A 23275-nucleotide genomic window follows, 5' to 3' on the forward strand; every position below is an offset into this window, starting at 1 on the left:
TTTAAGTGATTCATTTGGCGTTCTTTTTTCTCTTCATCACTTGAACTGTCAGGTCCATGACCATATGAATATTGTTTACCTATTGGTTGGTCGAATCGATGCACCTGATTTTCACGATACCATTTCATCCACGTTTTGATTTGAGACACATTTTTAATCCCATACTTCTCCATGATTTCTTGATTCGTAAACTGACCACTCATCTTATCTTTAACTACTGCCCATTTAACCTCATTTGAATATACGTTTTTGCCCACGCAAAAACACCTCCGAATTAACACTTTAATTAAGTGTACCATTTCGAAGGTGTTTTATAGTGTCTCATTTATCTAGGTTATTCTAGTAATCGAGGAGTTTTTTTATTGGGCTTTATATGGGGAAATATTGTTCTGCTTAATATTCTTTTTCTTAACTCGAAAAGATATCCTGGACGAAAGCAATACACCGAAAGTAACGATAAATCCGCCTATTATCTGGTAGGGATATAATGATTCAGAGGTGAATAGAATCGCAAAAATAGTCGCAAAAACAGGTAGAAGATTAAGAAAAACACCTGCTTTCGATGCTCCAATTATTGAAACTCCATAATTCCATGATAAAAATGCGACAATGGAGGCCAGAAAGCCGACATATAGCAGAATCCCAATCGAAAAAATCGAGAAGGACGGTTCAACACCAGAGAGCCTGTATTCAATCAAACTTAAAGGTGCCAATATCAAAATGCCTAGAAATGAAGTCACATAAAACGTAGAAAGCCCCGGCAATATACCCGAATATTTTTTCCCAATAACGGAATACAATGCCCATAAAAACACGGCAGTTAATACAAACAGGTCCCCTGCATTAATACTCCATGAAAGAAAAGCATCAATGGAACCCCTTGAAATGATGAATGAAATTCCCAGAACAGATAAAATGATTCCAGCAATCTGATGAAATGAAAGCTTTTCTTTTAAAATAAAAATGGCAAAGATTGCAATGAATAGAGGAGTTGTACTATTCACAACAGATGCATTAATGGAGGTTGTGTATTGCAGGGCAAAATAAATAATCGTATTATAGCCTGCCACCCCTGTCACTGCCAAAAGCAAAAGGACAGATTTATGCTGCCAAAGAATTTTCCAATCCTTTTTGAGCGGCTTTACCATAAAAGGAGTAAGAAGCAGAAATGCAATCAGCCATCTGAATAGAGAAAAAAGCAGCGGCGGGTAATAATCCACTCCAATTCTGCCAATCACAAAATTTCCACCCCAAATCATATTTGCCAATATTAACAATAAAAAACCGTAATTTTTGTTTGCACCTGCTTGCACAGATAAAACCTCTTTCCCATCCTGATATAATTTCCATTTTACCTCTCTTCGCAAAAGAGTTCATTAATTTTTGAAAATATATCCATTGCAAATTGTAACAATTGGAAGATTGAACCCGTCAATTGGTTTAAAGGGGTGTCTAAAATGAGAAGAAAATGGATTTTGATTGGCGGCATGGCGCTTATTTTAATTTTAATCGTTTCGTTTGTCTTTGGGACCCGGCTAAAAATTATCAGTGACCTTGCAGGAAAGAGTGAAGAACTCATTGTCTTGAAAGATAAAGTTTGGGAGGTTGAGTTTTCAAAAGAACTGGATGCTCAAAGTGTTAATAGCCAAACGGTCTATGTGTCGGATCAAGATGGCAAGAAGCAGGATGTCGGTGTATCACTGGACAGGGACAAAAAAACCGTACTCGTCCAGCCCCCGAAAAATGGGTATAAAGTGAATTTCCCTCATTATTCTTTAGTTTTTACAACAGGCATAAAAGCAGAGTCAGGAAGAAGTTTAAATCGTTCCTTTGAAGCTGCTTTTACGGTTAAGGAAACCCTGCCTACAATTGGGTCAAAGGAAAAGTTAAATGCTTACTTTTTACAACTGCTGAAAGAGGGCCAGAAGTATTTTTCTGGCAGGGATTTTGCAGTAAGCGAGCAAAGCAGCAATGAAAAAAGTGCAGCTGATACAGCCGGGGCGGATTTCTCGGAGACTAATGTTCAAGTGCAGGGAATTGACGAAGCTGACCTGGTTAAAACGGATGGCACACATATTTTTAAAATAAGCGAAGGGAAAGTGCAGATTATTAAAGCAGTGCCTGCTGACAAAATGGAAGTGGATTCCGTACTTACTTTTAATTCATCCTTTTCTCCTTCTCACTTATTTTTGGAAGAAAACCAATTAATAGTCATGGGCCATAGCTATAAAGAGCTGGCTAAAAATCAGGGGAAAACAGCAGTTGATTTGATGATTGCACCTGCTTTTCAATCAACAAAAGCCATCGTGTACAATGTCCAAAATAAACAACAGCCAAAACTGTTAAGGGAGATTGAAATCGAAGGCAGTTTGCTTGCTTCGAGACTAATGGATGGAAAGGTTTATATGGTTACAAGCCATTATCCTGAATTTTGGATCCTTGAAAAAAATGAAAATGCAGACCTGCGCCCTCGCTATTCCGATACAGCTAAAAACAGGGATTTAGAAGCAATCGATTATAACGAAATTCAATACTTTCCAGATTCCAGAAATGCAAACTATACGAATATAGCGGTTATGGATTTGGAAGGCCCAGAAGCAGATTTGGGTATAACAACCTATTTAGGCAGCGGAACTGAACTATTTATGTCCAAAAACAATCTCTATTTGGCTGTTTCCAATTATCATTATGAACCAATTACAGAAGATCGTGTATTCAGCCCTGACACCAGTATCTATAAATTCAACTTAAACGGCAGAAAAGTAGAGTTTCAAAATACAGCCGAAGTAAACGGTACGGTCCTAAATCAATTTTCAATGGATGAATATAAAGGAAAATTCAGAATAGTCACAACAAAGGGCCGAGCTTGGGACGATCGAAACCCGTCATCCAATAACCTCTATATTTTGGATGAAAATTTAAAGCAGATTGGCCAGCTCGAAGACCTTGCAAGGGGTGAGCGAATTTACTCTGCCAGGTTCATGAATGATCGAATTTATATGGTTACCTTTAAGGAAACCGACCCGCTCTTTGTAATCGATGGTTCTAATCCTAAAAAACCAGTGGTAATGGGTGAACTGAAAATACCCGGTTTTAGCAACTATCTGCATCCCTTGGATGAAAATCATCTAATTGGCTTTGGCCATAATACAAAGGTAATGGCTGGGAAGGGATCAGGAAACCAGCCAATTATTACAACAGAAGGAGTCAAAATATCTCTTTTCGATGTTAGTGATATGAATAACCCAATAGAAAAAGATACTGAAATAATTGGTGGAAGAGGGACTTACTCACCTTTAAATTATGACCATAAAGCCCTCCTTTTTCACAAAAAGAAAAACCTGTTTGCTTTTCCCATTACTGTTTACAAAAGTGTTGAAGACAGCCAATTTGAATCCAGATTTGAATTCCAAGGAGCTTATGTTTACAGAATAGACGCTAATGAGGGGATTCAACAGAAAACGACATTCACTTACCAGGAAACCGATGCGGTATATGAGGAGTGGGAAAACTCTATTGAACGGCTCATTTATATCGGTGATCATATCTATGCTTTATCACCAAAAAGGATTGCTGCCTATCATATGGAAGGCTACTCAAAAACGGGAGAATTAAAGCTGCCATAAAGAATTGAGGAACTGGCTCTTACAAAGCCGGTTCATTTTTTTGGTAATTTATTTCCATTTAAGCGAATGAATTCCCTTATTAAAGGAGAAGATAAAATTAATAGTATACAAATATAATTTTAAATAAATGGCTGGTGAAAATATGAATGAAAGCAGTATTCCCAAATTAATATCATCTGAAATGGCAATGCTTTGGAATACTTATGTAGCAGACACAGGAGCAGTTTGCTGCATTCAGCATTATATTAATACATACGAAGATCCTGATGTATTGCCTGTATTGGAATATGCTTTATCCATTGCCCGGGACCATATAGAAGACATTCGTTCATTGTTTAAAAAAGAAAATTTCCCCGTACCCAATGGATTTAATGAAAACGATTGGAGCAAAGATGCCCCTAAGCTTTTTTCGGATGTAACTTATTTAAGATTCATGCATCATCTGGGGAGAACAGGATTAAATGCTTATTCACTTGCAAAATCAGTTTCAGCAAGGAGAGACGTCCGCAGTCTTTTTAAAAAATACTACGAACAAACTGAAAATCTATTTGATATGGCTTCAGATGCAATGGAAGAAAAGGGTTATTTTATTCGTTCACCCTATATTAATTATCCCCAAAAAGTGAAATACGTTACCGATTATCATTTCCTGGGAGGACTGGTGGGCAAAAAAAGACAATTGCTCGCGATTGAAATAGCACATCTTGGAACAAATATAGAAATAGCTAATATCGCAAAGACAATGTTGCTTGCATACAGCCAGGTAGCAAAGCAAAAAGAGATTAGCAATTATTTTAAAAAAGGCTACGATATGAGTATGGAGCATGTTGAGTATTTTCTCAATGTATTAAAAAATGATGATGTTGCTTATCCGAGCACCTGGGATGGATCATTAACAGATTCAACGATTTCGCCTTTTTCTGACCGATTAATGATGTTTCAAATTGCCAGTATCACCGCTGTTGGGGTGATGGACTTTGGCATAGCAATTGGAGCCAGCGTAAGAAAGGATCTCGCTATCTGCTATGCGAAAATGATGGCAGAAGTTGGAGGTTATGCAGAAGAGGGTGCAAAAATTATGATTGATAATGGCTGGCTTGAAAAACCGCCCCAATCACTTGATAGGGAAGAATTAAGAAAGAAATAGAAGAATGAAAGCACCCTATGTTGTGGTGCTTATTTTGTTAGGGATGTAATCGCGTCATGACCCGCAAATGCAGCGGCAAGGTCCGCCCGTTATCCAGCAAGAAAACAAACAGCTGTACTTTCCTATGAATGCAACCGAAAAAATGGGGTAATAGAATACTAGAATAGAAAAAAGGAAAGGGAGCTGAATGTAATGCGCAAATTGGTATATGCATTCTCTGCTGTGATGCTGCTGACTGCTTGCGGGGCAGATGACGAAACAGATAACGCTTCAGAAGAGGTAAATGTGGAGGAAAAGAACAGTGAAGAAAACAATTCCCTGGAGGGCCAAAAAGGAGCAGAGAAACCTCTGTCCGTTGCTGAATTGGATGACCGAATCGATGAGGGAATGAATATAGATACTTATTCAGCAGAAGTTCAGTCATGGGCGGAAAAAGGACAGCTTGAAATGGAGGAGACTGTTATAGTCGATGAAGAAAATACTTCTTCTGCAGATATTCTCCAGCTTGCAGATGGGTTCCTGGGAGTTGCATATGACGAAAAAGAAGTAACAGAAGTGAAAATGTTCCAATCAGCAGAAAATGCAAAAGAATATTTCGAATCACTTTAAAAAGGCTATAAGACCTTCCAAATTAATGGAAGGTCTTTTTCTTATTCATAACTATTAACCATAATTGCGGCTACCTGCATTAACCGGTCATAGAAGGGACCGGCTGCTGGATTCTGATCCAAGCCTATTTCATTGAAGGCATCCTTCATGCAGCTAAGCCATCTTTCTGCCCTTTTGGGCGTAATTTCAAAAGGCATATGACGCTGCTTCATAGCAGGGGGCCCGAATTCCTGGCTATAAAGCGGTGGCCCTCCAAGAAACTGTGTAAGAAACATGCGCTGTTTTTGTTTTATTTCCTTTATGTCACCTTCAAAAAGGGGACTTAATATTGGATCGGCATAGACCCGCGGATAAAATGCTTCCACTAACTTTTCAATTATTACCGTACCGCCAATTTCCTCAAAAAGGGATTTAAATTCCTGCATTTCTTCACCTGCTTTTTCATCATAATTAGCATTATTTTATTGTAATTATATAGTAGGTATTTTAGCTTAAGTGTGATATAAATCACAATTTGAATATTTGAAACCTATTTTTAGTTTTAATCGTAAGGCTGTTTTCGCAAAGTATGTTGCTTTCTAACTAGTTTTAATTACTGAGTTGATTGGAGTGGAAGGCACTTGACGCCTGCGGGAAGAGAGGGAGCGGGAGACCCCGCAGGCGTGAAACGCCGAGGAGGCTCCCGTTCCTCCCCGCGGAAAGCAAGTGACTGCAGCGGAAATCAACGGGCAAGCTTAAAAGTTCAAAAACAACAATCTATACGAAAAAGCCAATCGGAAAAAGAAAAGAGAAGCAAAGGGGTGGATAATATGGAGAAAAAAGGCTGTGTTAAATGCGAAAGCAGAGATGCAGGTCAAAAAGAAGTTGCTATGACAGGGAGCGGGCTTTCGAAAATGCTTGATATTCAGCATAACCGCTTTCTTGTTGTCTATTGTAAAAACTGTGGTTATTCTGAGTTCTATAATAAAAGTTCTTCTACTGCGGGTAATGTACTGGACTTTTTCTTCGGGGGCTAAACAGATTCTCTGGTGAGTTTGATCAGTTCGCCATTTAATGTTAAAACGAAATTCCCGTCTTGAAAAAAGGGTTCTCGCAGTTAACCTTTAACCATTGCCGTTCATATGGCAGTGCTTTTTACTATTTTGTCTCTGTTAAACTGGCCTGTTGATTTCTGCTCAAGAAGCTCAGCGAACGCGGGTGGTCCGGAAGCCTCCTCGGCTACTTGCGCCTATGGGGTCTCCCTTTGACTCGCTTTTCCCCCCTGGAGTCTCGCGCCTTCCGTTCCAATCAACAGGGTGCCAAATCAACAATGAGCTTTAACTGAGCCTAAAATATTAAAGCAACAAATTTTGATAAACAATCGGAATGTGAGAAAATTATCCAGTAACAAATAGACGATATGAGGTGAAAGAATGGAAAATTTGCAATCAGCAACAACCTTACATAACGGCGTAAAAATGCCTTGGTTTGGGCTTGGCGTTTTCAAAGTCCAGGACGGCGATGAAGTGGTCCAATCTGTAAAAGCCGCTTTAAAAGCAGGCTACAAAAGCATCGATACGGCAGCTGTATATAAAAATGAAGAAGGTGTAGGGCAGGCAATTAAAGATGCTGGCGTGCCGCGTGAAGAACTTTTCATTACAACAAAGGTTTGGAATTCTGACCAGGGTTATGAATCTGCAATCCAGGCATTTGAAACCAGCCTTGAAAAACTCGGCCTTGATTATATCGACCTTTACCTTATTCATTGGCCAGTAAAGGGAAAATATAAAGAAACATGGAAAGCTCTTGAAACTCTTTATAAGGAGAAAAAGGTAAGAGCAATCGGGGTAAGCAACTTCCATACTCATCACCTTGATGACCTTTTACAGGATGCAGAAATAAAGCCGATGGTCAACCAGGTGGAGCTTCATCCATTGTTAAACCAATCGGAGCTTAGGGAATTCTGCAAAAAGCAGGAAATCCAAATCGAAGCTTGGTCACCTCTCGCACAGGGAGAACTGCTTGAAAATGCTGCCCTTAAAGAAATTGCTGAGAAATACAGCAAATCTGTTGCCCAGGTAATTTTAAGATGGGACTTGCAAAATGAAATCATGACAATCCCGAAATCTGTGAAGGAACACCGAATTATTGAGAATGCGGATATTTTTGACTTCGAGCTTTTACCAGAAGATATGGATAAAATTAACGGTTTGAACGAAAGTCGCAGAGTAGGTCCGGATCCTGACAATTTTGATTTTTAATAAATTGAACAAACCGGCTGGCAATTCATGCTTAGCCGGTTTGCTCTGTAAAACCTCTTTATAGTTAGTAAATATGCTACTTCTCCACAAAGTTTTTTACTCCTCAAAATAATCCCGAAATTCCTCAGTATCAGTTTCTTCTTTATTTTTGTAATAAGGATTGTCCTCAGTAGAATCCTTTGGATCAAGATTCGTCTTAATAACAAGCATCGGTTCATTTGTATGTTTAGCAATCATTCGATCATCCAGTTCTTCAAAATCCGGCATTTTTTTGCTTCCTGGTTTTAATGGTTCCATCTTGCACCTCCCAATCCATAGGGTATAAAAAGATACAAGAAAATATGCATGATTTGGAATTAAAAGGCCAAAAAAGGTTTGCAGATAAAGAAAAAAGGTAATTAGGGAAGAAGACAAGCTAATACCTCATAAAGTAAAATTAAAAGAACGTAAGTGTGTTAATTGTTACTGACCGTAAAGGCATTTTTTACTATCTTCATTATAGAACGAAAAATAAGACTTACAGTTGGCAGCTAAGTGTTAATGGAGGATAAGACTATGAGTATTTTTGAAAACATTCTGGATATTTTAGAGAAGAAAGGCCCTTTATCAATACCGTCATTGCTAGATGAAATGAACAGGATGAGCCGTTTTCAAAATACAAATGGTAAACCCATTGAACTATCCCATGTTAAATCCGTAATAAGCAGGAAAAGAGAGCTTTTTACTATTAAAAATAATATTGTGACAATAGATCCTGATAAAGATCCGGTATTATTAAGTGTCAGCCTTGGAGGCTATCCAGGTCCGTGGTATAAAGTTGAAGTGGATTTTATCAATGAGCGGTTTGTTTACTTTGAATGGCACTTAAGTTCTTTTTCACAGAGAAATGAATTGCCTAAAGTGTCAGGCAGCATTGAGGATTTTAAGAAGGAATTGTATCGGCTGAAAATCTGGAAATGGCAGCCTGAATATAATAATCCAGGCATTATACTGGATGGGATAACCTGGTCCGTTAAGCTGATTACGAAGGGTAATATATTTGAGAGCAACGGCATACAGTCCTTTCCAAATGATTGGGAAAAATTTTGCAAGGCACTATCAAAACTTACTGGAAAATATATATGTTAATAGAGCTGCAGCGAAAACTAGCTGCAGCTTTTTAATTTTCTAAAGATATAAGCCTTAGCACAAAGCACTTATTCTCCTTGTCAATGAATAAGCAATACTCCTCCTCTTCAGAAATATCCAGCAATGATTGCAGCTCCTTTGGAATATGGATGGAGCCATTTTCAGAAATGAGCCTTTTATTATGAGTAGAATCCAAATTTGCCTTTTTAATAACAATTTGATTTTGGTCGAAGCGAAGATCAGCCAACCTGCCTGGCAGGAGGCCAAATTGGTTTCGCCACTTGCTTGGCAGCAGAATTTTACCTGTTTTATTAAAATTCTTGCATTTGTAGATCGTTAACATGCTGAACAGCTCCTTATACGATTGTTAATCTATTACACATATTGGAACCTTCAAAACACTTTTCTTAAAACAAATTAAAGTTTCCATATTTAGCTCTATTTCAAAATGCATAATTCTCCCCAGAAAGGCGAAACCTTAAAAAAAGGTGGGGTACGATGAAAAAGAAGCTTGCTTTAATCCTGATAGTTCTCCTTTCCTGGATGACTGTTCCTTTCATAGGCAAAAGGGATTTTAAAAAGTACTATCCTGCAGCCATCTTCATGGGTCTATATATTTTAGGTGAAGGAGCCATAGCAGAAAAGAACAAATGGTGGACAATTAAGGAAAGGTTTCACCCGAAATTAAGCGGAGAAGTGCCCCTGCTTCTTGGGCCATTCTTTGCCGGTTCCAATGGATTCTAAAATTATCATAAGGAAAACCTTTACTATATTTTTTGTTGAATGCAATTGTTGATGCCTTTTTCTCCTATCCTTTTTTTAATTGGTTCAAAAAGCTCGGTATATGGAAGCTCGTCCGCTTCACACAGCTCCATCTGTTCATTTTATTTATGCTAAAGTCTATCTTGATGTATGTTTTTCACGTTGTTTTTGTGGATAAAAGGATCTTATACAAGCTTTTTAATGAGAAAAGCTCTAAGGAAGAAGACCTTAATCTTAACAAACGAGAGGAGAGAGCATAATGGAAAAAAGAAAAGACATTGCCTGTACAGATGAGAAGGATATTCTGCACCATCTCATGGAACAGCAAATTGCCTATATCTGCGTCGATGAAGAAGAAGAACGAATGAAAGAAGAGACAGAAAACAAATACTAAAAAGCAGTCTTTCTGAAATGAGGGTTGAAATTGAAAAAATTAATGGTCAGTTTTGCGGCCTTGGCTTTTTTAACAGCTTCATATAGCATGCCGGCGTTTACAGAACAGACTTTTGCAGAAAGGCCAGAACCAGCATACGCCAAATGGGGAAGACTTGCCATGAAAACAGCAAAAGAAAAATATCCGTCCGCTAAAATACTTGATTACTTGCATATTGGCAGGGAGAAGAAAGCAAAAACCGATATCGAAAAATTCAAGCTTTGGGTTAAAGATGGCGGCAAAGAATTCGGGTTATATATAGATATTGAATTTGACCCGAAAACAGACAGAGTGGTCCGAATTAATACTCGAAAATCCTCCAATTAACTGGTGCAAATCCCTGCATCAGTTTTTTTTATCGAAAAATTCAGGCATTACCGTCCACAGTCGATTATAATAGAAGGAAAATGATGTTATTTTGGGGGCGTGCTGTTTGGAAATCAGGTTTAAAGAAATTACTTATCAGAATTGGGAGGAGTGTATAGGACTTCAGGTAGCGGATCATCAGAAAGGGTTTATGGCGTCAAACTTATATTCCATTGCTGAAGTTCAATTCTTGCCCGGATTCAAAGCAATGGGAATCTATTACACTGATGTGATGATAGGGTTTATTATGTTTGGCCTTGATCCTGATGACGGGAACTATTGGATTTACCGTTTTATGATCGATGAGAAGTTTCAAGGGAAAGGATATGGAAAACAAGCCCTTATCCAAGCTGCAGCAATGATCAGCAATAACCCTGGCTGCCAGGAGATATATGTTGGCTATCACCAGGACAATATCGCTGCAGATCAGCTATATAAAAGCACTGGCTTTACAGACAAAGGAATTGCTCCATGGGGTGAAAGGCTGGCTAGCTATATAAAAATGTAAGAAAAACCGCTGCCTGTTCCATTTTTTAGCCGCGGTCTTTACATGTGATCGTTTCGAATTTGGAGTAACAATCGATCGCATAGTCTGCATAAGGGTTGGGATTGCGGAAAGCACAGGTACTAATGCCAATTTCCCTGGCCGGTATTAAATCTGTGTCCTGGTCACCGATTGCAAGATCAATTTGATAACGGCGATGCAAGTATTCATAGGATTCAGGGTGTGGTTTTAGGAAGAAACCGTCAAATTCGGGACAAATGACTTCTTCAAAATACGGTGCAAGATTCCAATAATCCAATAACTCCTCAGTGGATTCCCGATTGCGATGTGTCACGAGGACATTGATATTGTTTTGCTCCAGAATATCCCTTACATAAGGAAATAATGGTTTCTCTTCATGCCTAAAAGTTCTTTCCGTTTTACGGAAATCGATTATTTTTTCAGAGGGCACTCCATACTTCTCGAATGCATTTCCGTTTTTTAGCAATGGAAGGACTTTATCAGGATCCAGATCTTTGCCCGATATTTGAATAAAAGATTGAACCAAAGTAGGCCATGCATCCAAAATTGTGCCATCCAAATCCCATAGGACGTTCATCACGATCTCTCCTTTCAGATATGTATGTATTTATTGTAATGGTTTTAAAAGGGGAAAGGCAAACATCCCACATTATTAGAAAGCCCGGCTGTTGCCGGGTTTTCTAATAATGTAAGAAAGTTTAACTTTAAACTCTGATAACTATTCTCTATCTAAGCACATTGAAATATCTGGCTTCCGGATGGGCAAAGACCATCGCAGAAACAGATGCTTCTGGTTCCATCATGCATCCTTCTGTTAGGTGGACGCCGATGTTTTCTGGCTGAATAAGCTTGAATAGTTTTTTCTGATCCTCGAGATCCGGGCAGGCCGGATATCCATATGAAAAGCGCTGTCCCTGGTATTTGGCTGCGAAACGGTCTTTCATCGTCATTTCTACAGGGTCCGGGAAGCCCCAGCGATCACGGATTTGGCGATGGATTAACTCGGCAAACCCTTCTGCTGATTCAAGGGCAAGCGACTGCAAGGCATGGCTTTCCAGGAATCTGCCTTCCTCTTTTAATCGGTCAGCTACTTCCCGAATACCTCTGCCGGCAGTAACAGTAAAGAATGCAACATAATCCATTTGGCCGCTTTCTTTGGACTTTATAAAGTCTGCCAGGCATAAAAACGGCTCCGTTTCCTGGCGCGGGAATTCAAATGTTTCTATGATAGTAGTCTGATCCTCAGCATAGATATAAACCTTATCGCCATCCGATTGGGCAGGGAAGAATTGATAAACTGCCTTGGGGTCAATCCAGTTTTTCTCTTTTGATTCGGCAATCAGTTCATCAACCGTTGCATTTACTTTAATGGCCTTCTCATCCCCTTCAGCAAGAAGCTTTTGAAGGTTTCCTTTTAATCCAAGATGATGGCCAATCAGCATTTGTTTATTAATATACGGTTCGATATGCGAAAGAGAATACGTCTTTAACAAATGGCGTTTCAGATCTTTAGGAACAAACACAGGCGCCTTTGTACTAACTGTTGGCTTCGGCTTTACTGCCACAGCAACGGATCCTCGGTCAAAAGGTACTGCATTAAGTGCAGCAGCCTGTTTTTCAGCCTGCTGGACCCTTAGCTTTTCAGCTTCTTCCGGCTCCTGAAGCTGGTTGGCTAAAGAAAGGCCGTTCATGGCATCCTTGGCATACAAGACAAGCCCGTCATATTCCTTGGATATTTTTGTGTCAGTGAACTTCCTTGAAAGAGCTGCACCTCCTACTAAAATAGGGACATTGATGCCAGCCTGTTTCATATCATGCGCCGTGATGACCATCTGCTGTGCTGACTTAACCAGCAGACCAGATAAGCCTACCATATCAGGTTTTTCTCTCTTTATCGTTTCAATTAGATCGGCAGGGGATACTTTAATCCCTAAATCAATCACTTCATATCCGTTATTGCTTAAAATAATATCCACCAGGTTTTTGCCTATGTCATGCACATCGCCCTTAACCGTGGCTAAGACAATTTTCCCTTTGGAAGATGACTGGGCAGCGTCCTTTTCCATATATGGTTCAAGGTGAGCAACAGATGCCTTCATAACCTCGGCACTTTGCAGAACCTCTGCAACAATTAGCTGATTATCGTTAAATAGTCTGCCAACTTCCTTCATTCCGTTCATTAAAGGGCCATTGATGATATCAAGAGGGGCAGGGTATTGCTCTAGGGCCAAGTCAAGATCTGGAAGCAAACCTTCTTTTGTACCTTCTAAAATATAATAGGCAAGCCGCTCCTCGAGTGTCATATCAGGCAGGACACTTTTGCTTTCTTTCTTCTTATCACGATAAAAATCAGTGAAAACTGCAAGAGATTCATCCGTCGTTTCAAATAGCAGCTTTTCTGCCATCGCGACTTCTTCCTTCGTAATGGAAGCAAATCTTTCAAGCTTCTCCGTATTCACTATGGCGTAATCCAGCCCGGCTTGTGTACAGTGATACAGAAATACGGAATTTAGAATTTCGCGGCCGACAGGAGGGAGGCCGAAAGATACATTACTGATCCCCAATACGGTCTGAACTTCCGGAAATTCTTCTTTGATAAGTCTGATTCCATCAACAGTTGCCTTAGCCGAGCCGATATATTGTTCATCGCCTGTACCGACAGGGAAGACGAGCGGGTCAAAAATAAGATCCTCTGGCGGGATATTGTATTTATTCACAAGAAGATCATAAGAGCGTTTAGCGATTTCAAGTTTTCTTTCAGCTGTAACGCCCATGCCTTCTTCATCAATCGTCCCAACAACAACGGCAGCTCCATAGCGGTGAATGAGTGGAACGATAGCCTCAAATCTTTCTTCGCCATCTTCCAGATTAATCGAATTAATAATCGCTTTTCCCTGTGAATAGGTGAGGGCTTTCTCGATAACCTTTTCATCTGTCGAATCGATCACGAGCGGAGCCTTGATTTTCTTAACCAATTCCTTCATAAAGTTCTCTACATCCTGCATTTCCTCCCGGTCAGGATCGGCAAGGCAAATATCGATGACATGCGCTCCGCCTTTTACCTGGGCACGGGCAATCTCGGCAGCTTCTTCAAATTTGCCTTCAGCAATCAGCCTTTTGAACTTGCGGGAGCCGATTACGTTTGTACGCTCTCCGACCATAATCGGCCTTAAAGTTGGATCATCATATATAAGCGGCTCAATGCCGGAAACCTTATGCAAAGAATTTTCTTCATAGGTACGAGGGTTATAATCCTTTACAGTTTCTGCTATTGCATTGACATGTTCAGGCGTAGTCCCGCAGCAGCCCCCAACAATATTCAGCCAGCCTTCCTTGGCAAAACCGGCAAGCTTGCTCGCCAATGATTCCGGCGTTTCATGGTACTGTCCCTCCTCATCAGGCAATCCTGCATTGGGATAACAGCTAACTGCAGTGGTTGCCAGTCCGGAGAGGGAACGGATATGGTCCTGCATGAATTCCGGACCTGTCGCACAGTTAAGCCCCACTGCAAGGGGATTCATATGTTCAAGCGAGATATAAAAAGCTTCGATCGATTGGCCAGCCAGGGTAGTTCCCATTGGTTCAATGGTTCCTGAAACAATAAGAGGAAGTTTCTTTCCGGATTTTTCAAATGCTTTTTCAATGCCAATAAAGCCGGCTTTAACATTCAGCATATCCTGGCTTGTTTCCAAAAGAAGAAGGTCGGCGCCGCCGTCGATTAACCCCAGAGCTTGTTCTTCATAAGCTGCAGCCATATCTTCAAAAGTAGCACCGCCAGTAACACTTAGTGTTTTTGTGGTAGGTCCCATTGCTCCAGCCACATATCTTGGCCATTCAGGGGTAGAGATGCTCTCTGCGGTTTTGCGGGCAATTTCTGTTGCCTTTTTATTCAGTTCATAAGCTTTATCTTCAAGGTCATAGTCGGCAAGAACGATGCTGGTCGCGCCAAATGTATTGGTTTCAATAATATCCGCGCCGGCTTTCAAATATTCAAGATGGATATGTTCAATCACAGAGGGAGCAGTTACGTTTAAGTATTCATTGCAGCCTTCATACTCTTCGCCGCCAAAATCGTCCGCTGTTAGATTGGCTCTCTGAAGCATGGTGCCCATTGCTCCATCCATGATTAAAATTTTCTTCTTAAGCTGTTCCTGTAATGATGGTTTATGCATGCTGTTTCCTCCTTGAAAGCCGTTCTGTCTTTTCACGTGTGTAGTTTGATAGTTCAACACTCATTTCATATCGCATGAATGGAGTAATCAGATAAATTCCATTGAATAACTCCGCTGCGGCATCAATCAGCGACTTTGCAATTGCAATACCTTCATGGCCCGCTTGTACGGGATCGTCCTTTAAGGCAGCCATCCGGTCTCTGATGCTATCTGCAATCTTTATTCCCGGCACTTCATTATGAAGGAATTCCGCGTTTCTGCTGCCTGTCAATGGCATAAGCCCGATATAAACTGGTGCTTTTAAATGCCTGACCGCTTCATGGACCTCCAACAATTTTTCTTCTGAAAAAACGGGCTGTGAAATGAAATAATCAGCGCCATGGTCTATTTTCTTTTCCAGGCGCGCAACAGCTTTTTCCAGTGAGCGGACATTGGGATTAAAAGCACCGGCTACAGAAAAAGCGGCTTTCTGGCCCAGGTCTTTTCCTGAAACCGATAAACCTTCATTCAGCTGTTTAATCATGCTGATCAGTTCAAATGACGAGACATCATAAACAGAAGATGCACCTGGGAAATCTCCGACTCGGGCCGGATCTCCGGTTACTGCCAATATATCATTTAATCCAAGTGCGTGCAGACCCATTAAATGGGATTGCAAGCCAATGATATTCCTGTCCCTGCAGGTAACATGAACAAGTGGACGCAAGCCTGTTTGCTGCTTCACCAAGTATCCCAGAGCGGAATTACATACCCTTGGGGAAGCAAGGGAGTTATCTGCCAGTGTAATGGAGTCTATGCCGGCTTCCTTTAAAGCTTTCGCTCCTTCAAAAAAACGTGTAGTATCCAGCTTCCGTGGAGGATCAAGCTCGACAATGACAGAAGGCCTTTCCTTCACAATTTCCTGAAGAGGAGGGAGGTCTCTTGATGGTGAAGGCTTTTCAGACACGATTATTTCTTTTTTCGCCTTTACTTCTTTTTCCTCAAGAGGCGCTAATCCTTTCAATTCATCCGCAAAAGCTTTGATATGCGCTGGAGTAGTCCCGCAGCAGCCCCCAAGAAGCCTTACGCCCTGATTGCGGAAGTCTCTCGCTGACTGTCGGAAATAATCGGCATCTCCTTCATAATGAAATTTGCCGTCCGTATAAGCCGGAATGCTGGCATTAGGATAAGCGGAAAGGAATGCCTGTTTAGGCAGAGGCACGCTTTCCAAAGTTTTAAGCATATGATGCGGACCAAGTCTGCAATTCAATCCCACTACATCCGCACCTATGCCTTCAAGCCTTGAAAAAGCTTCAGCGATAGGTGTCTGATCCTGAAGTACACCTGCTTCCTGAAGGGATACCTGTGCAATAATCGGCAAATCGGTTTCCTTTCTGGCAATGGCCAGCACCGTTTCCAGCTCTTCAAGATCATAATAGGTTTCTAGTAAAATACTATCTACACCCTCAAGCAGGAGGCAATATAGCTGCTCGCGAAAGCTTCTTTTAATTTCTTCAAGCGACACCATACTAGGTTTTATGCCTCTATTGCCCCCAATCGTACCGGCCACATAAGCTTTGCCATTGGAGGCTTTTTTAGCAATCCGTGCTGCCGCACTGTTGATTTCTTTAACAGAGTCTTCAAGTCCGTATCTTTGCAGCTTTAGATAATTCGCTGCGTAGGTGTTTGTCTGGACCAAACCTGCTCCGGCATTGATATATGCTTCATGAATGTGCTGGATTTGTTCAGACTGTGATAGATTTAATTCTTCAAAACAGCTGTCAGTACCATAGGAGTATAGCAGAGTTCCCATTGCACCATCAGCAATGATAAATTCATTTTTTAATTTATCAAGGAAATTCAATTCATCACCCCCGCTGTAAAATTGTTTGTTTCGTTTGTTCTGTTGCAGTTAATGCTGTCTTGAAATCTTCTATAATATCATCTGCATTTTCGAGTCCAACAGAAAGGCGGAGGAGACTGGGAGTAATTCCGCGCTGCTCTCTTTCCGCTGCAGGCATAGCCGCATGCGACATTTTTGCAGGATAGGAGAGGATGGATTCAACTGCACCAAGGCTCACTGCAAACACAGGAATTTGCACATTTCCAACAAACGTCCTTAAGGCCTGCTCGTCTTCAAGCTCAAAGGAAAGGACGGCACCTGCGTTATTAGCCTGCTTTTTCTGGAGCTCATAGCCAGGGTGCTCCTTAAGGCCTGGATAATGCACGTTCTTAATAGACGGATGCTCTTCAAGGAAAGAGGCAATTTTCTCTGCCGATTTTACAGATTGCTCCAGGCGGACATGAAGGGTTTTAATACCTCTTAGTACAAGCCAGGCATCCTGCACACCTAAAACAGCACCGAAGGAATTCTGCAGGAACGCCAGTCTGCCAGCCAAGTCAAGATCCTTCACAACCGCAAGGCCGGCTACGACATCGCTGTGTCCGGATAAAAACTTAGTCGCACTGTGAAGGACAATATCGGCACCCAAAGCAAGCGGCTTTTGCAGGGCAGGGGTAAGGAATGTATTGTCTACAAAGGTAAGAGCGCCATGTTCTTTAGCAAGAGAGCTAATAGCCCTAATATCTGTCACTTTCAATAATGGGTTGGAAGGAGTTTCCACATAAAATACCTTTGTACTTGGACGGATTGCATTCTTTACTTCTTCCAGATTGGTCATATCAACGAATGTATGTTCAATCCCAAAACGTGTCAATACTTCTGTTACCATACGGAAGGTGCCTCCATACACATCTTCGGTAATGACAACATGGTCACCCTTGGACAAGAGGAGGAAAGCAGTAGAAATCGCAGCCATTCCGGAAGAGAAGGCAAAGCCTTTGGTTCCTTCTTCAAGTTCGGAGATTACTTCTTCCAGGGCTTCCCGTGTTGGATTTAAGCTGCGGCTGTAATCATATTTTCCGAAAGTATCAATATCCTTTTGATGGAAAGTGGATGCATGCTGAATAGGTACACTTACAGCACCAGTTTCAGGATCATATTTTTGATTATTGTGGAGCAGTTTAGTTTCGAACCTCATTGAATGATCTTTACTCATCGTGCAACCTCCTTTAAAACACTAGCAAAAGCATGCTTTAGATCTGCCTTTAAGTCTTCAGGATTTTCAATGCCAACAGAGAAACGAAGAAGTCTGTTGCAAACACCCGTATCAATTCGAATTTCTTCAGGGATATCAGCATGTGTTTGTGTCGCTGGATATGTGATGAAACTCTCAACACCGCCTAGGCTTTCAGCAAAGGAAATGAGCGAAAGGTTTTGCAGGAAAGGGTTTACCCAGGATTCATCTTTGATCCGGAAAGAAATCATTCCGCCATTGCCGGGATACAAAACATCTGCAACCGCATCATGATCTGTTAAAAACTCCACCAATTCCTTCGCATTCTTTTCATGCCGCTCCATTCGAAGGGAAAGAGTTTTCATTCCTCTAATCAATAACCAGGAATCAAAAGGGCTTAATACGGCTCCGGCAGCGTTATGGTGCATGGCCAGTGATTCACATAATTCTTTTCCTTTTGCGACAATTAATCCGGCAAGGACGTCATTATGACCTCCCAAGTATTTCGTAGCGCTATGAATCACAATATCAGCGCCCAGCTTTAACGGCTGCTGGAGAAGAGGGGTATAAAATGTGTTATCAACAATTAAGAGAATATTATGCCGCTTCGCAATTTCAGCTGTTTTCTTAATATCTGTTTGTTCCATGAGGGGGTTGGTTGGCGTTTCAAGAAAAATCGCCTTTGTATTTTCTGTAATTAGGTTTTCAATCTGTTCCGGGTTGCTTGTATTCACATATTTACTCTGAAGGCCCCACTTCTTGAATCCTTGCTCAAGCAGCCTATATGTACCTCCGTATAAATCCTTAGATACAATCCACTCATCTCCTGATTTAAAGTGCGAAAGAATTGTAAGAATAGCAGCCATTCCCGAACTGCAGGCATATCCCTGATCTCCTTCTTCCAGGTCTGCAATTGCTTTTTCAAGCAGCTGGCGGGTAGGATTGCCTGTACGGCTGTAATCAAAGCCGGTGGACTGGCCGATGCCTTCATGGCGGTATGCAGTAGAAAAATAAACTGGCGGATTTACCGCACCTGTTGCTGTCTCGCTTCTGTTGCCGATTTGTGCCAATTTTGTATCAAAATTATACATATTGTAAACACTCCTTATACGAAATAAAAAAAAGTCTTCTATAAGAAGAAGACTTTTTAATGTGATTAGCCATTCTTCTTATCTTTCAAGTTTTTTAAAACTTGCAGGAATTAGCACCTTTTCAATCAACTTAAGATTGATGGTTGCTGAGGCGTCGTCGGGCCTTACCCTCGACCTCTCTGGATAAGAAATCAAATATTGAATTTTCTCTACACTTTACTACAGTAAACTGTTAATAGTCAACACTTTTTAAAAATATTTTGAAATAAATTTTAATTTATTTATTTTTAAATACCCAAAGAAAAGACTCCCATCCAGAGGAAGGAAGTCTTTAAAGAAGAAGGAGATAAAATTTATTCTTCAATCAAGTTGTTTACCGGTACATCTATTTCATTTTCAGGATCTGATTTCGTGTAAATGCGCGCCATCTTTGTCTGCTCGTCCACATGCTGAATGATTATAGGATTGCCGTTATAGGTAACACCTACCATATCTGCAGACTCAGAAATTTCTCTAGCTCTTCCAATATTCATTATGATACCTCCTGGATTAAATAATAGTAATTTGTCTTAAATAAAAGAATTTATACTTAGACCTAACTATGGCATAAAATGTTAGTTCTGTACTACTTTAAAGTTCAGAATATTTGATTTATAATAAAAGAAAACATATATCTTTTCTTGTGGAGGGAAGTTATCATGCAAGAGCATAGCCACTGTCACCATCGCTTTGCAGAATTGGGAGGACCAGCAGTTTTCCAGACGGAAGACGGAATTGAGGTTAACGTTTCAGGTACAGCGTTTCAAAAATGCACCACTTGCGGCCACGTTGATTTTCCGGTAGATACAAGAGAAGTAATTGAATCCTCTCTGAAAGAAAACAGAAAGAACCCTAATGCAGTTAAACAAATTTATATTAACCTAGTGGAGACTTTTTAAAGCCGATAAAAAAATCGGCTTTTTATTTTTGTGGTTTTCCATAAATATAATGCCGAGTTATTTCTTATTAATAAATGTATATTGTTTAACAAATCATTTTTTTAATATAAGTAATTCACCTGAAAAATTTTTAATAGTTTTCTACTATATTCATGTTTTAATCTTTGTACAACAAGATTTTCCGTGTTAGAATAGCTGTGGAAACGTTTTATCCTCTGAAAAATAATATTATTCGTAAAAATAAAACGTTAATTCATTATTATAAAGGGTAATGGAATCAGAGGACAAAAATGTATTGAATTATTTATTTAAAAACAGTTATGGAGGTAATTTTCCATGAAAAAGCCATCGAATGGTGAGGGACCTTTTGAACAAGGATTTCATGGCCCTAACCTTGGCTATGTTATTGAATTATATGAGAGATATTTAGAGGATCCGGATTCAGTAGATCCGGAAATGAAAGAGTACTTTGAAAAAAATGGTTCTCCTGTACAACATGAAGGAATTTCGACACCCTCAAGCCAAACGGATGTATCCTTAAACGCCGGGCAGCTCGAAAAGACACTTGCTGCGATCCGACTTGCTGATAATATTCGCACATATGGACATTTGGCTGCAGATATTTATCCATTGGGAAACCATAATCCTGAGAATGAACTATTTAATCTATCCAAATACGGGTTAGTTGAAAGTGACTTAAAGGAAATTCCCGCAGGTGTAATCACAAAGGATGCGACATATCCACTGAGAAACGGCTTGGAAGCGATTGAGTTTCTAAAAAGCGCCTACATGGGGCCTATTGCCTTTGAATTCCAGCATATTTATGATGAAAACGAAAAAAATTGGCTCCGCCGCAAAATAGGAGCTAACAGCCATAAGCTCACCATGCAAAAGCAAGAGAAAGTCAAAGTCTTAAAAAGGCTGACTGAAGTGGAAGAATTTGAAAAATTTCTTCATAAAACATTTGTTGGCCAAAAAAGATTCTCAATAGAGGGCCTTGATACGATGGTGCCTTTATTGGATGAAATCGTATCTGAATCCGTATCAGATGGAGCAAAAACCATTAATATCGGGATGGCTCACCGCGGAAGGCTAAACGTTCTTGCCCATGTTCTTGGCAAGCCATATGAAATGATTTTTGCTGAATTTCAGCATGCCCCTAATAAAGAGCTTGTTCCTTCCGAAGGATCCATTGGGATTAACTACGGCTGGACAGGAGATGTAAAATACCATCTTGGACTTGATAAGCAAATCAAAGATGAAAACACGACCATAGCAAGGCTGACATTGGCGAATAACCCGAGCCACCTGGAATTTGTAGGTTCCGTTGTAGAAGGATTTACAAGAGCTTCCCAGGATGAAAGAACACAGTCCGGTTACCCGAAAGTAGACCATAAGTCTGCATTGGCAATCCTGATTCATGGCGATGCCGCATTTCCTGGCCAGGGAATCGTGGCAGAAACACTTAATCTTGGACAGCTTACAGGATATAATACGGGCGGCTCCATCCATATTATTGCAAATAATACGATTGGATTTACAACTGAATCTCGTGACTCACGTTCTACACGATATGCAAGTGACCTTGCCAAGGGCTACGAAATGCCAGTTTTGCATGTGAATGCAGATGAACCGGAAGCTGTAGTAGCTGCTGCAAGGCTGGCATGTGAGTATCGTGCTAAATTCCAAAAGGACATTCTGATTGATTTAATTGGCTATCGCAGATTCGGGCATAACGAAATGGACGAGCCGATGACAACCAACCCGCTTATGTATAACATCATTCGCGAGCGGCCGACTGTGAAAGCGCTCTATGCAGAAAAGCTTCTGAAGGAAAATACTATATCAAAAGAAGAAGCTGAAGGCGTTCAAAATGAAGTAGTGGAAAAAATGAAGGCGGCCTACGAAAAAGTGCCGAGAGAGAAAAAGGAAGCAGAGCCATCCGATCCGCCTGAAACAGTAGAGAAAGGCCTTCCAAAAGTAAAAACTGCGGTACCGATTGAGACACTTAAGCAAATCAATGAAGAGCTTTTAACGTGGCCTGAGGATTTCAAAGTCTTTGACAAACTCGGCAAAATTTTGAAACGCAGAATGGAAGCGCTTGAAGGTGAAGGCAAAATCGATTGGGGACTTGCTGAAACATTGGCATTCGCGACTATTTTATCTGATGGAACACCTGTCAGGCTGACTGGCCAGGATTCTGAAAGAGGAACGTTTGCACAGAGAAACGTCGTACTTCATGATCATACGACTGGAAAATCCTATTCTCCGCTGCACACGCTTTCTTCTGCCAAAGCTTCTTTTGCTATTCATAATAGCCCGTTATCAGAAGCTGCAGTTGTAGGCTTCGAATATGGCTATAATGTTTTCGCGCCGGAAACGCTTGTGTTATGGGAAGCCCAATATGGTGATTTTGCCAACGCTGCCCAAGTAATGTTTGATCAGTTTATTGCAGCAGGACGGGCGAAATGGGGACAAAAATCAGGTATGGTCATGCTTCTTCCTCATGGATACGAAGGCCAGGGACCTGAACATTCAAGTGCGCGTCTGGAAAGATTCCTGATTCTTGCAGCTGAAAATAACTGGACAGTCGCTAACCTAACTTCATCAGCGCAGTATTTCCATATCTTAAGAAGGCAGGCTGCCATCTTAGGGAAAGAGGAAGTTAGGCCTTTAGTGATTATGTCTCCTAAAAGTCTATTGCGCAATCCTTTGGTTGCTTCAAACGGCCTGGAATTAAGCGAAGGCGAATTTAAATCCGTTTTTGAACAGCCTGGATTGGGTGAAAATCCTGAGAAGGTAAAACGCATCATTCTCGGAACCGGAAAGATCGCCATTGACCTAGCGGAAAACCTGAAAAACTATGAAGATCAGGATTGGTTCCATATTTTACGTGTGGAAGAGATCTATCCTTTCCCAATGGATCGTATCAGAGAAATCCTAAGCCGCTATCCGAATGTAGAAGAGATGGTCTGGATTCAGGAAGAGCCAAAGAACATGGGAGCATGGAATTTTGCTGAGCCAAGGCTGAAAGAAATTGCCGGCAGCGGAATTGATGTCAAGTATATCGGCAGAAGACGCAGATCAAGCCCTGCAGAAGGTGACCCAACCGTTCATAAGAAAGAACAGGCTCGCATTATAGATGAGGCAATAACACGCAAGCAAGAAGGAGGAAATTAAG

General features: G+C 40.7%; 23 protein-coding genes and 1 riboswitch. Of the genes, 12 read left to right on the forward strand and 11 right to left on the reverse strand.

Annotated elements, in window-relative coordinates; genetic code table 11:
- Together IQ19_RS11910 and IQ19_RS11915 are read right to left on the reverse strand one after the other, a co-directional pair.
- On the reverse strand, positions 1 to 257 hold a 257-nt coding region (locus tag IQ19_RS11910; RefSeq protein WP_144542627.1), incomplete at its 3' end, for a transposase.
- Positions 258 to 359: 102 nt separating this feature from the next.
- Positions 360 to 1313 carry a DMT family transporter gene (locus tag IQ19_RS11915; protein ID WP_144542628.1) on the reverse strand — a complete coding sequence of 318 codons (954 nt, stop codon included), beginning with the start codon at positions 1311 to 1313 and terminating at the stop codon, positions 360 to 362.
- A gap of 144 nt (positions 1314 to 1457) precedes the next feature.
- Between IQ19_RS11915 and IQ19_RS11920 the strand changes: the two genes are divergently transcribed.
- The 3 genes from IQ19_RS11920 (at position 1458) to IQ19_RS11930 (ending at position 5382) form a co-directional block, all read left to right on the forward strand.
- Complete coding sequence (locus IQ19_RS11920; RefSeq protein WP_144542629.1) at positions 1458 to 3626, forward strand: beta-propeller domain-containing protein; 2169 nt, start codon at positions 1458 to 1460, stop codon at positions 3624 to 3626.
- 142 nt (positions 3627 to 3768) lie between these two features.
- Entirely contained in the window at positions 3769 to 4773 is a 1005-nt protein-coding gene (locus IQ19_RS11925; protein ID WP_144542630.1) for a DUF3231 family protein, read from the forward strand.
- Between the two features lie 192 nt (positions 4774 to 4965).
- Positions 4966 to 5382, forward strand: coding sequence for a hypothetical protein (locus tag IQ19_RS11930; protein ID WP_144542631.1), 417 nt, complete (start codon positions 4966 to 4968; stop codon positions 5380 to 5382).
- Between the two features lie 41 nt (positions 5383 to 5423).
- Here IQ19_RS11930 and IQ19_RS11935 read toward each other — a convergent pair whose 3' ends face one another.
- Positions 5424 to 5807 (reverse strand): globin domain-containing protein, encoded by a 384-nt coding sequence (locus IQ19_RS11935; RefSeq protein WP_144542632.1) that lies wholly within the window; start codon positions 5805 to 5807, stop codon positions 5424 to 5426.
- 384 nt (positions 5808 to 6191) lie between these two features.
- On the opposite strand from IQ19_RS11935, the gene IQ19_RS11940 reads away from it, so the two are divergent.
- Both IQ19_RS11940 and IQ19_RS11945 read left to right on the forward strand, forming a co-directional pair.
- Complete coding sequence (locus tag IQ19_RS11940; RefSeq protein ID WP_144542633.1) at positions 6192 to 6398, forward strand: zinc ribbon domain-containing protein; 207 nt, start codon at positions 6192 to 6194, stop codon at positions 6396 to 6398.
- 396 nt (positions 6399 to 6794) lie between these two features.
- Positions 6795 to 7622 carry an aldo/keto reductase gene (locus tag IQ19_RS11945; protein WP_144542634.1) on the forward strand — a complete coding sequence of 276 codons (828 nt, stop codon included), beginning with the start codon at positions 6795 to 6797 and terminating at the stop codon, positions 7620 to 7622.
- Positions 7623 to 7718: 96 nt separating this feature from the next.
- On the opposite strand, the gene IQ19_RS11950 is transcribed toward IQ19_RS11945, so the two are convergent.
- Positions 7719 to 7919 carry a hypothetical protein gene (locus IQ19_RS11950; RefSeq protein ID WP_144542635.1) on the reverse strand — a complete coding sequence of 67 codons (201 nt, stop codon included), beginning with the start codon at positions 7917 to 7919 and terminating at the stop codon, positions 7719 to 7721.
- Between the two features lie 258 nt (positions 7920 to 8177).
- On the opposite strand from IQ19_RS11950, the gene IQ19_RS11955 reads away from it, so the two are divergent.
- On the forward strand, positions 8178 to 8750 hold the full coding sequence (locus IQ19_RS11955) for a hypothetical protein (RefSeq protein WP_144542636.1): 573 nt from the start codon (positions 8178 to 8180) through the stop codon (positions 8748 to 8750).
- 31 nt (positions 8751 to 8781) lie between these two features.
- On the opposite strand, the gene IQ19_RS11960 is transcribed toward IQ19_RS11955, so the two are convergent.
- The gene (locus IQ19_RS11960) at positions 8782 to 9093 is read right to left on the reverse strand and encodes a hypothetical protein (protein ID WP_144542637.1); all 312 of its coding nucleotides are present in this window, start codon (positions 9091 to 9093) and stop codon (positions 8782 to 8784) included.
- A 155-nt stretch (positions 9094 to 9248) separates the two neighbouring features.
- Here IQ19_RS11960 and IQ19_RS28480 point away from each other — a divergent pair, with 155 nt between their 5' ends.
- The 4 genes from IQ19_RS28480 (at position 9249) to IQ19_RS11975 (ending at position 10819) form a co-directional block, all read left to right on the forward strand.
- Complete coding sequence (locus tag IQ19_RS28480; RefSeq protein ID WP_242020972.1) at positions 9249 to 9494, forward strand: hypothetical protein; 246 nt, start codon at positions 9249 to 9251, stop codon at positions 9492 to 9494.
- Between the two features lie 277 nt (positions 9495 to 9771).
- Positions 9772 to 9906 carry a hypothetical protein gene (locus IQ19_RS28975; protein ID WP_277875331.1) on the forward strand — a complete coding sequence of 45 codons (135 nt, stop codon included), beginning with the start codon at positions 9772 to 9774 and terminating at the stop codon, positions 9904 to 9906.
- 30 nt (positions 9907 to 9936) lie between these two features.
- Positions 9937 to 10272, forward strand: a complete 336-nt coding sequence (locus IQ19_RS11970) for a DUF3889 domain-containing protein (RefSeq protein ID WP_144542638.1) — start codon at positions 9937 to 9939, stop codon at positions 10270 to 10272.
- Between the two features lie 106 nt (positions 10273 to 10378).
- Positions 10379 to 10819, forward strand: a complete 441-nt coding sequence (locus IQ19_RS11975; RefSeq protein ID WP_242020973.1) for a GNAT family N-acetyltransferase — start codon at positions 10379 to 10381, stop codon at positions 10817 to 10819.
- Between the two features lie 25 nt (positions 10820 to 10844).
- Here IQ19_RS11975 and IQ19_RS11980 read toward each other — a convergent pair whose 3' ends face one another.
- From IQ19_RS11980 to IQ19_RS12005, 6 genes are all read right to left on the reverse strand, one after another.
- On the reverse strand, positions 10845 to 11414 hold the full coding sequence (locus IQ19_RS11980) for an HAD hydrolase-like protein (protein WP_144542639.1): 570 nt from the start codon (positions 11412 to 11414) through the stop codon (positions 10845 to 10847).
- A 148-nt stretch (positions 11415 to 11562) separates the two neighbouring features.
- Positions 11563 to 15009: a methionine synthase gene (gene metH / locus IQ19_RS11985; protein ID WP_144542640.1), complete on the reverse strand. Its 3447-nt coding sequence runs from the start codon at positions 15007 to 15009 to the stop codon at positions 11563 to 11565.
- A complete protein-coding gene (locus tag IQ19_RS11990) occupies positions 15002 to 16852 on the reverse strand; it encodes a bifunctional homocysteine S-methyltransferase/methylenetetrahydrofolate reductase (RefSeq protein WP_144542641.1) in 1851 nt (616 codons plus the stop codon). Before IQ19_RS11990 ends, metH begins: the two co-directional genes overlap by 8 nt.
- A 4-nt stretch (positions 16853 to 16856) precedes the next feature.
- Entirely contained in the window at positions 16857 to 18047 is a 1191-nt protein-coding gene (metC, locus tag IQ19_RS11995) for a cystathionine beta-lyase (RefSeq protein WP_144542642.1), read from the reverse strand.
- Positions 18044 to 19156 (reverse strand): methionine biosynthesis PLP-dependent protein, encoded by a 1113-nt coding sequence (locus IQ19_RS12000; RefSeq protein WP_144542643.1) that lies wholly within the window; start codon positions 19154 to 19156, stop codon positions 18044 to 18046. Before IQ19_RS12000 ends, metC begins: the two co-directional genes overlap by 4 nt.
- Before the next feature lie 75 nt (positions 19157 to 19231).
- Positions 19232 to 19346: riboswitch (SAM riboswitch) on the reverse strand.
- 163 nt (positions 19347 to 19509) lie between these two features.
- Entirely contained in the window at positions 19510 to 19689 is a 180-nt protein-coding gene (locus IQ19_RS12005; RefSeq protein ID WP_144542644.1) for an H-type small acid-soluble spore protein, read from the reverse strand.
- 165 nt (positions 19690 to 19854) lie between these two features.
- On the opposite strand from IQ19_RS12005, the gene IQ19_RS12010 reads away from it, so the two are divergent.
- Together IQ19_RS12010 and sucA are read left to right on the forward strand one after the other, a co-directional pair.
- Positions 19855 to 20094, forward strand: a complete 240-nt coding sequence (locus IQ19_RS12010) for a hypothetical protein (RefSeq protein WP_144542645.1) — start codon at positions 19855 to 19857, stop codon at positions 20092 to 20094.
- Positions 20095 to 20430: 336 nt separating this feature from the next.
- Positions 20431 to 23274, forward strand: a complete 2844-nt coding sequence (gene sucA / locus IQ19_RS12015; RefSeq protein WP_144542646.1) for a 2-oxoglutarate dehydrogenase E1 component — start codon at positions 20431 to 20433, stop codon at positions 23272 to 23274.
- Position 23275 lies beyond the last annotated feature (1 nt).

Origin of the sequence: Cytobacillus oceanisediminis, from assembly GCF_007830235.1 — a bacterium.
Taxonomy (GTDB): Bacteria; Bacillota; Bacilli; order Bacillales; family Cytobacillaceae; genus Cytobacillus; species Cytobacillus oceanisediminis.

Excerpts from the sequence above, each read along its gene's own strand:
- IQ19_RS11920 (WP_144542629.1), top strand. The coding sequence starts at position 1,458 with ATGAGAAGAAAATGGATTTTGATTGGCGGCATGGCGCTTATTTTAATT.
- IQ19_RS11925 (WP_144542630.1), top strand. The coding sequence starts at position 3,769 with ATGAATGAAAGCAGTATTCCCAAATTAATATCATCTGAAATGGCAATG.
- IQ19_RS11930 (WP_144542631.1), top strand. The coding sequence starts at position 4,966 with ATGCGCAAATTGGTATATGCATTCTCTGCTGTGATGCTGCTGACTGCT.
- IQ19_RS11935 (WP_144542632.1), bottom strand. The coding sequence starts at position 5,807 with ATGCAGGAATTTAAATCCCTTTTTGAGGAAATTGGCGGTACGGTAATA.
- IQ19_RS11940 (WP_144542633.1), top strand. The coding sequence starts at position 6,192 with ATGGAGAAAAAAGGCTGTGTTAAATGCGAAAGCAGAGATGCAGGTCAA.
- IQ19_RS11945 (WP_144542634.1), top strand. The coding sequence starts at position 6,795 with ATGGAAAATTTGCAATCAGCAACAACCTTACATAACGGCGTAAAAATG.
- IQ19_RS11950 (WP_144542635.1), bottom strand. The coding sequence starts at position 7,919 with ATGGAACCATTAAAACCAGGAAGCAAAAAAATGCCGGATTTTGAAGAA.
- IQ19_RS11955 (WP_144542636.1), top strand. The coding sequence starts at position 8,178 with ATGAGTATTTTTGAAAACATTCTGGATATTTTAGAGAAGAAAGGCCCT.
- IQ19_RS11960 (WP_144542637.1), bottom strand. The coding sequence starts at position 9,093 with ATGTTAACGATCTACAAATGCAAGAATTTTAATAAAACAGGTAAAATT.
- IQ19_RS28480 (WP_242020972.1), top strand. The coding sequence starts at position 9,249 with ATGAAAAAGAAGCTTGCTTTAATCCTGATAGTTCTCCTTTCCTGGATG.
- IQ19_RS28975 (WP_277875331.1), top strand. The coding sequence starts at position 9,772 with ATGGAAAAAAGAAAAGACATTGCCTGTACAGATGAGAAGGATATTCTG.
- IQ19_RS11980 (WP_144542639.1), bottom strand. The coding sequence starts at position 11,414 with ATGAACGTCCTATGGGATTTGGATGGCACAATTTTGGATGCATGGCCT.
- metH (WP_144542640.1), bottom strand. The coding sequence starts at position 15,009 with ATGCATAAACCATCATTACAGGAACAGCTTAAGAAGAAAATTTTAATC.
- metC (WP_144542642.1), bottom strand. The coding sequence starts at position 18,047 with ATGAGTAAAGATCATTCAATGAGGTTCGAAACTAAACTGCTCCACAAT.
- IQ19_RS12000 (WP_144542643.1), bottom strand. The coding sequence starts at position 19,156 with ATGTATAATTTTGATACAAAATTGGCACAAATCGGCAACAGAAGCGAG.
- IQ19_RS12005 (WP_144542644.1), bottom strand. The coding sequence starts at position 19,689 with ATGAATATTGGAAGAGCTAGAGAAATTTCTGAGTCTGCAGATATGGTA.
- IQ19_RS12010 (WP_144542645.1), top strand. The coding sequence starts at position 19,855 with ATGCAAGAGCATAGCCACTGTCACCATCGCTTTGCAGAATTGGGAGGA.
- sucA (WP_144542646.1), top strand. The coding sequence starts at position 20,431 with ATGAAAAAGCCATCGAATGGTGAGGGACCTTTTGAACAAGGATTTCAT.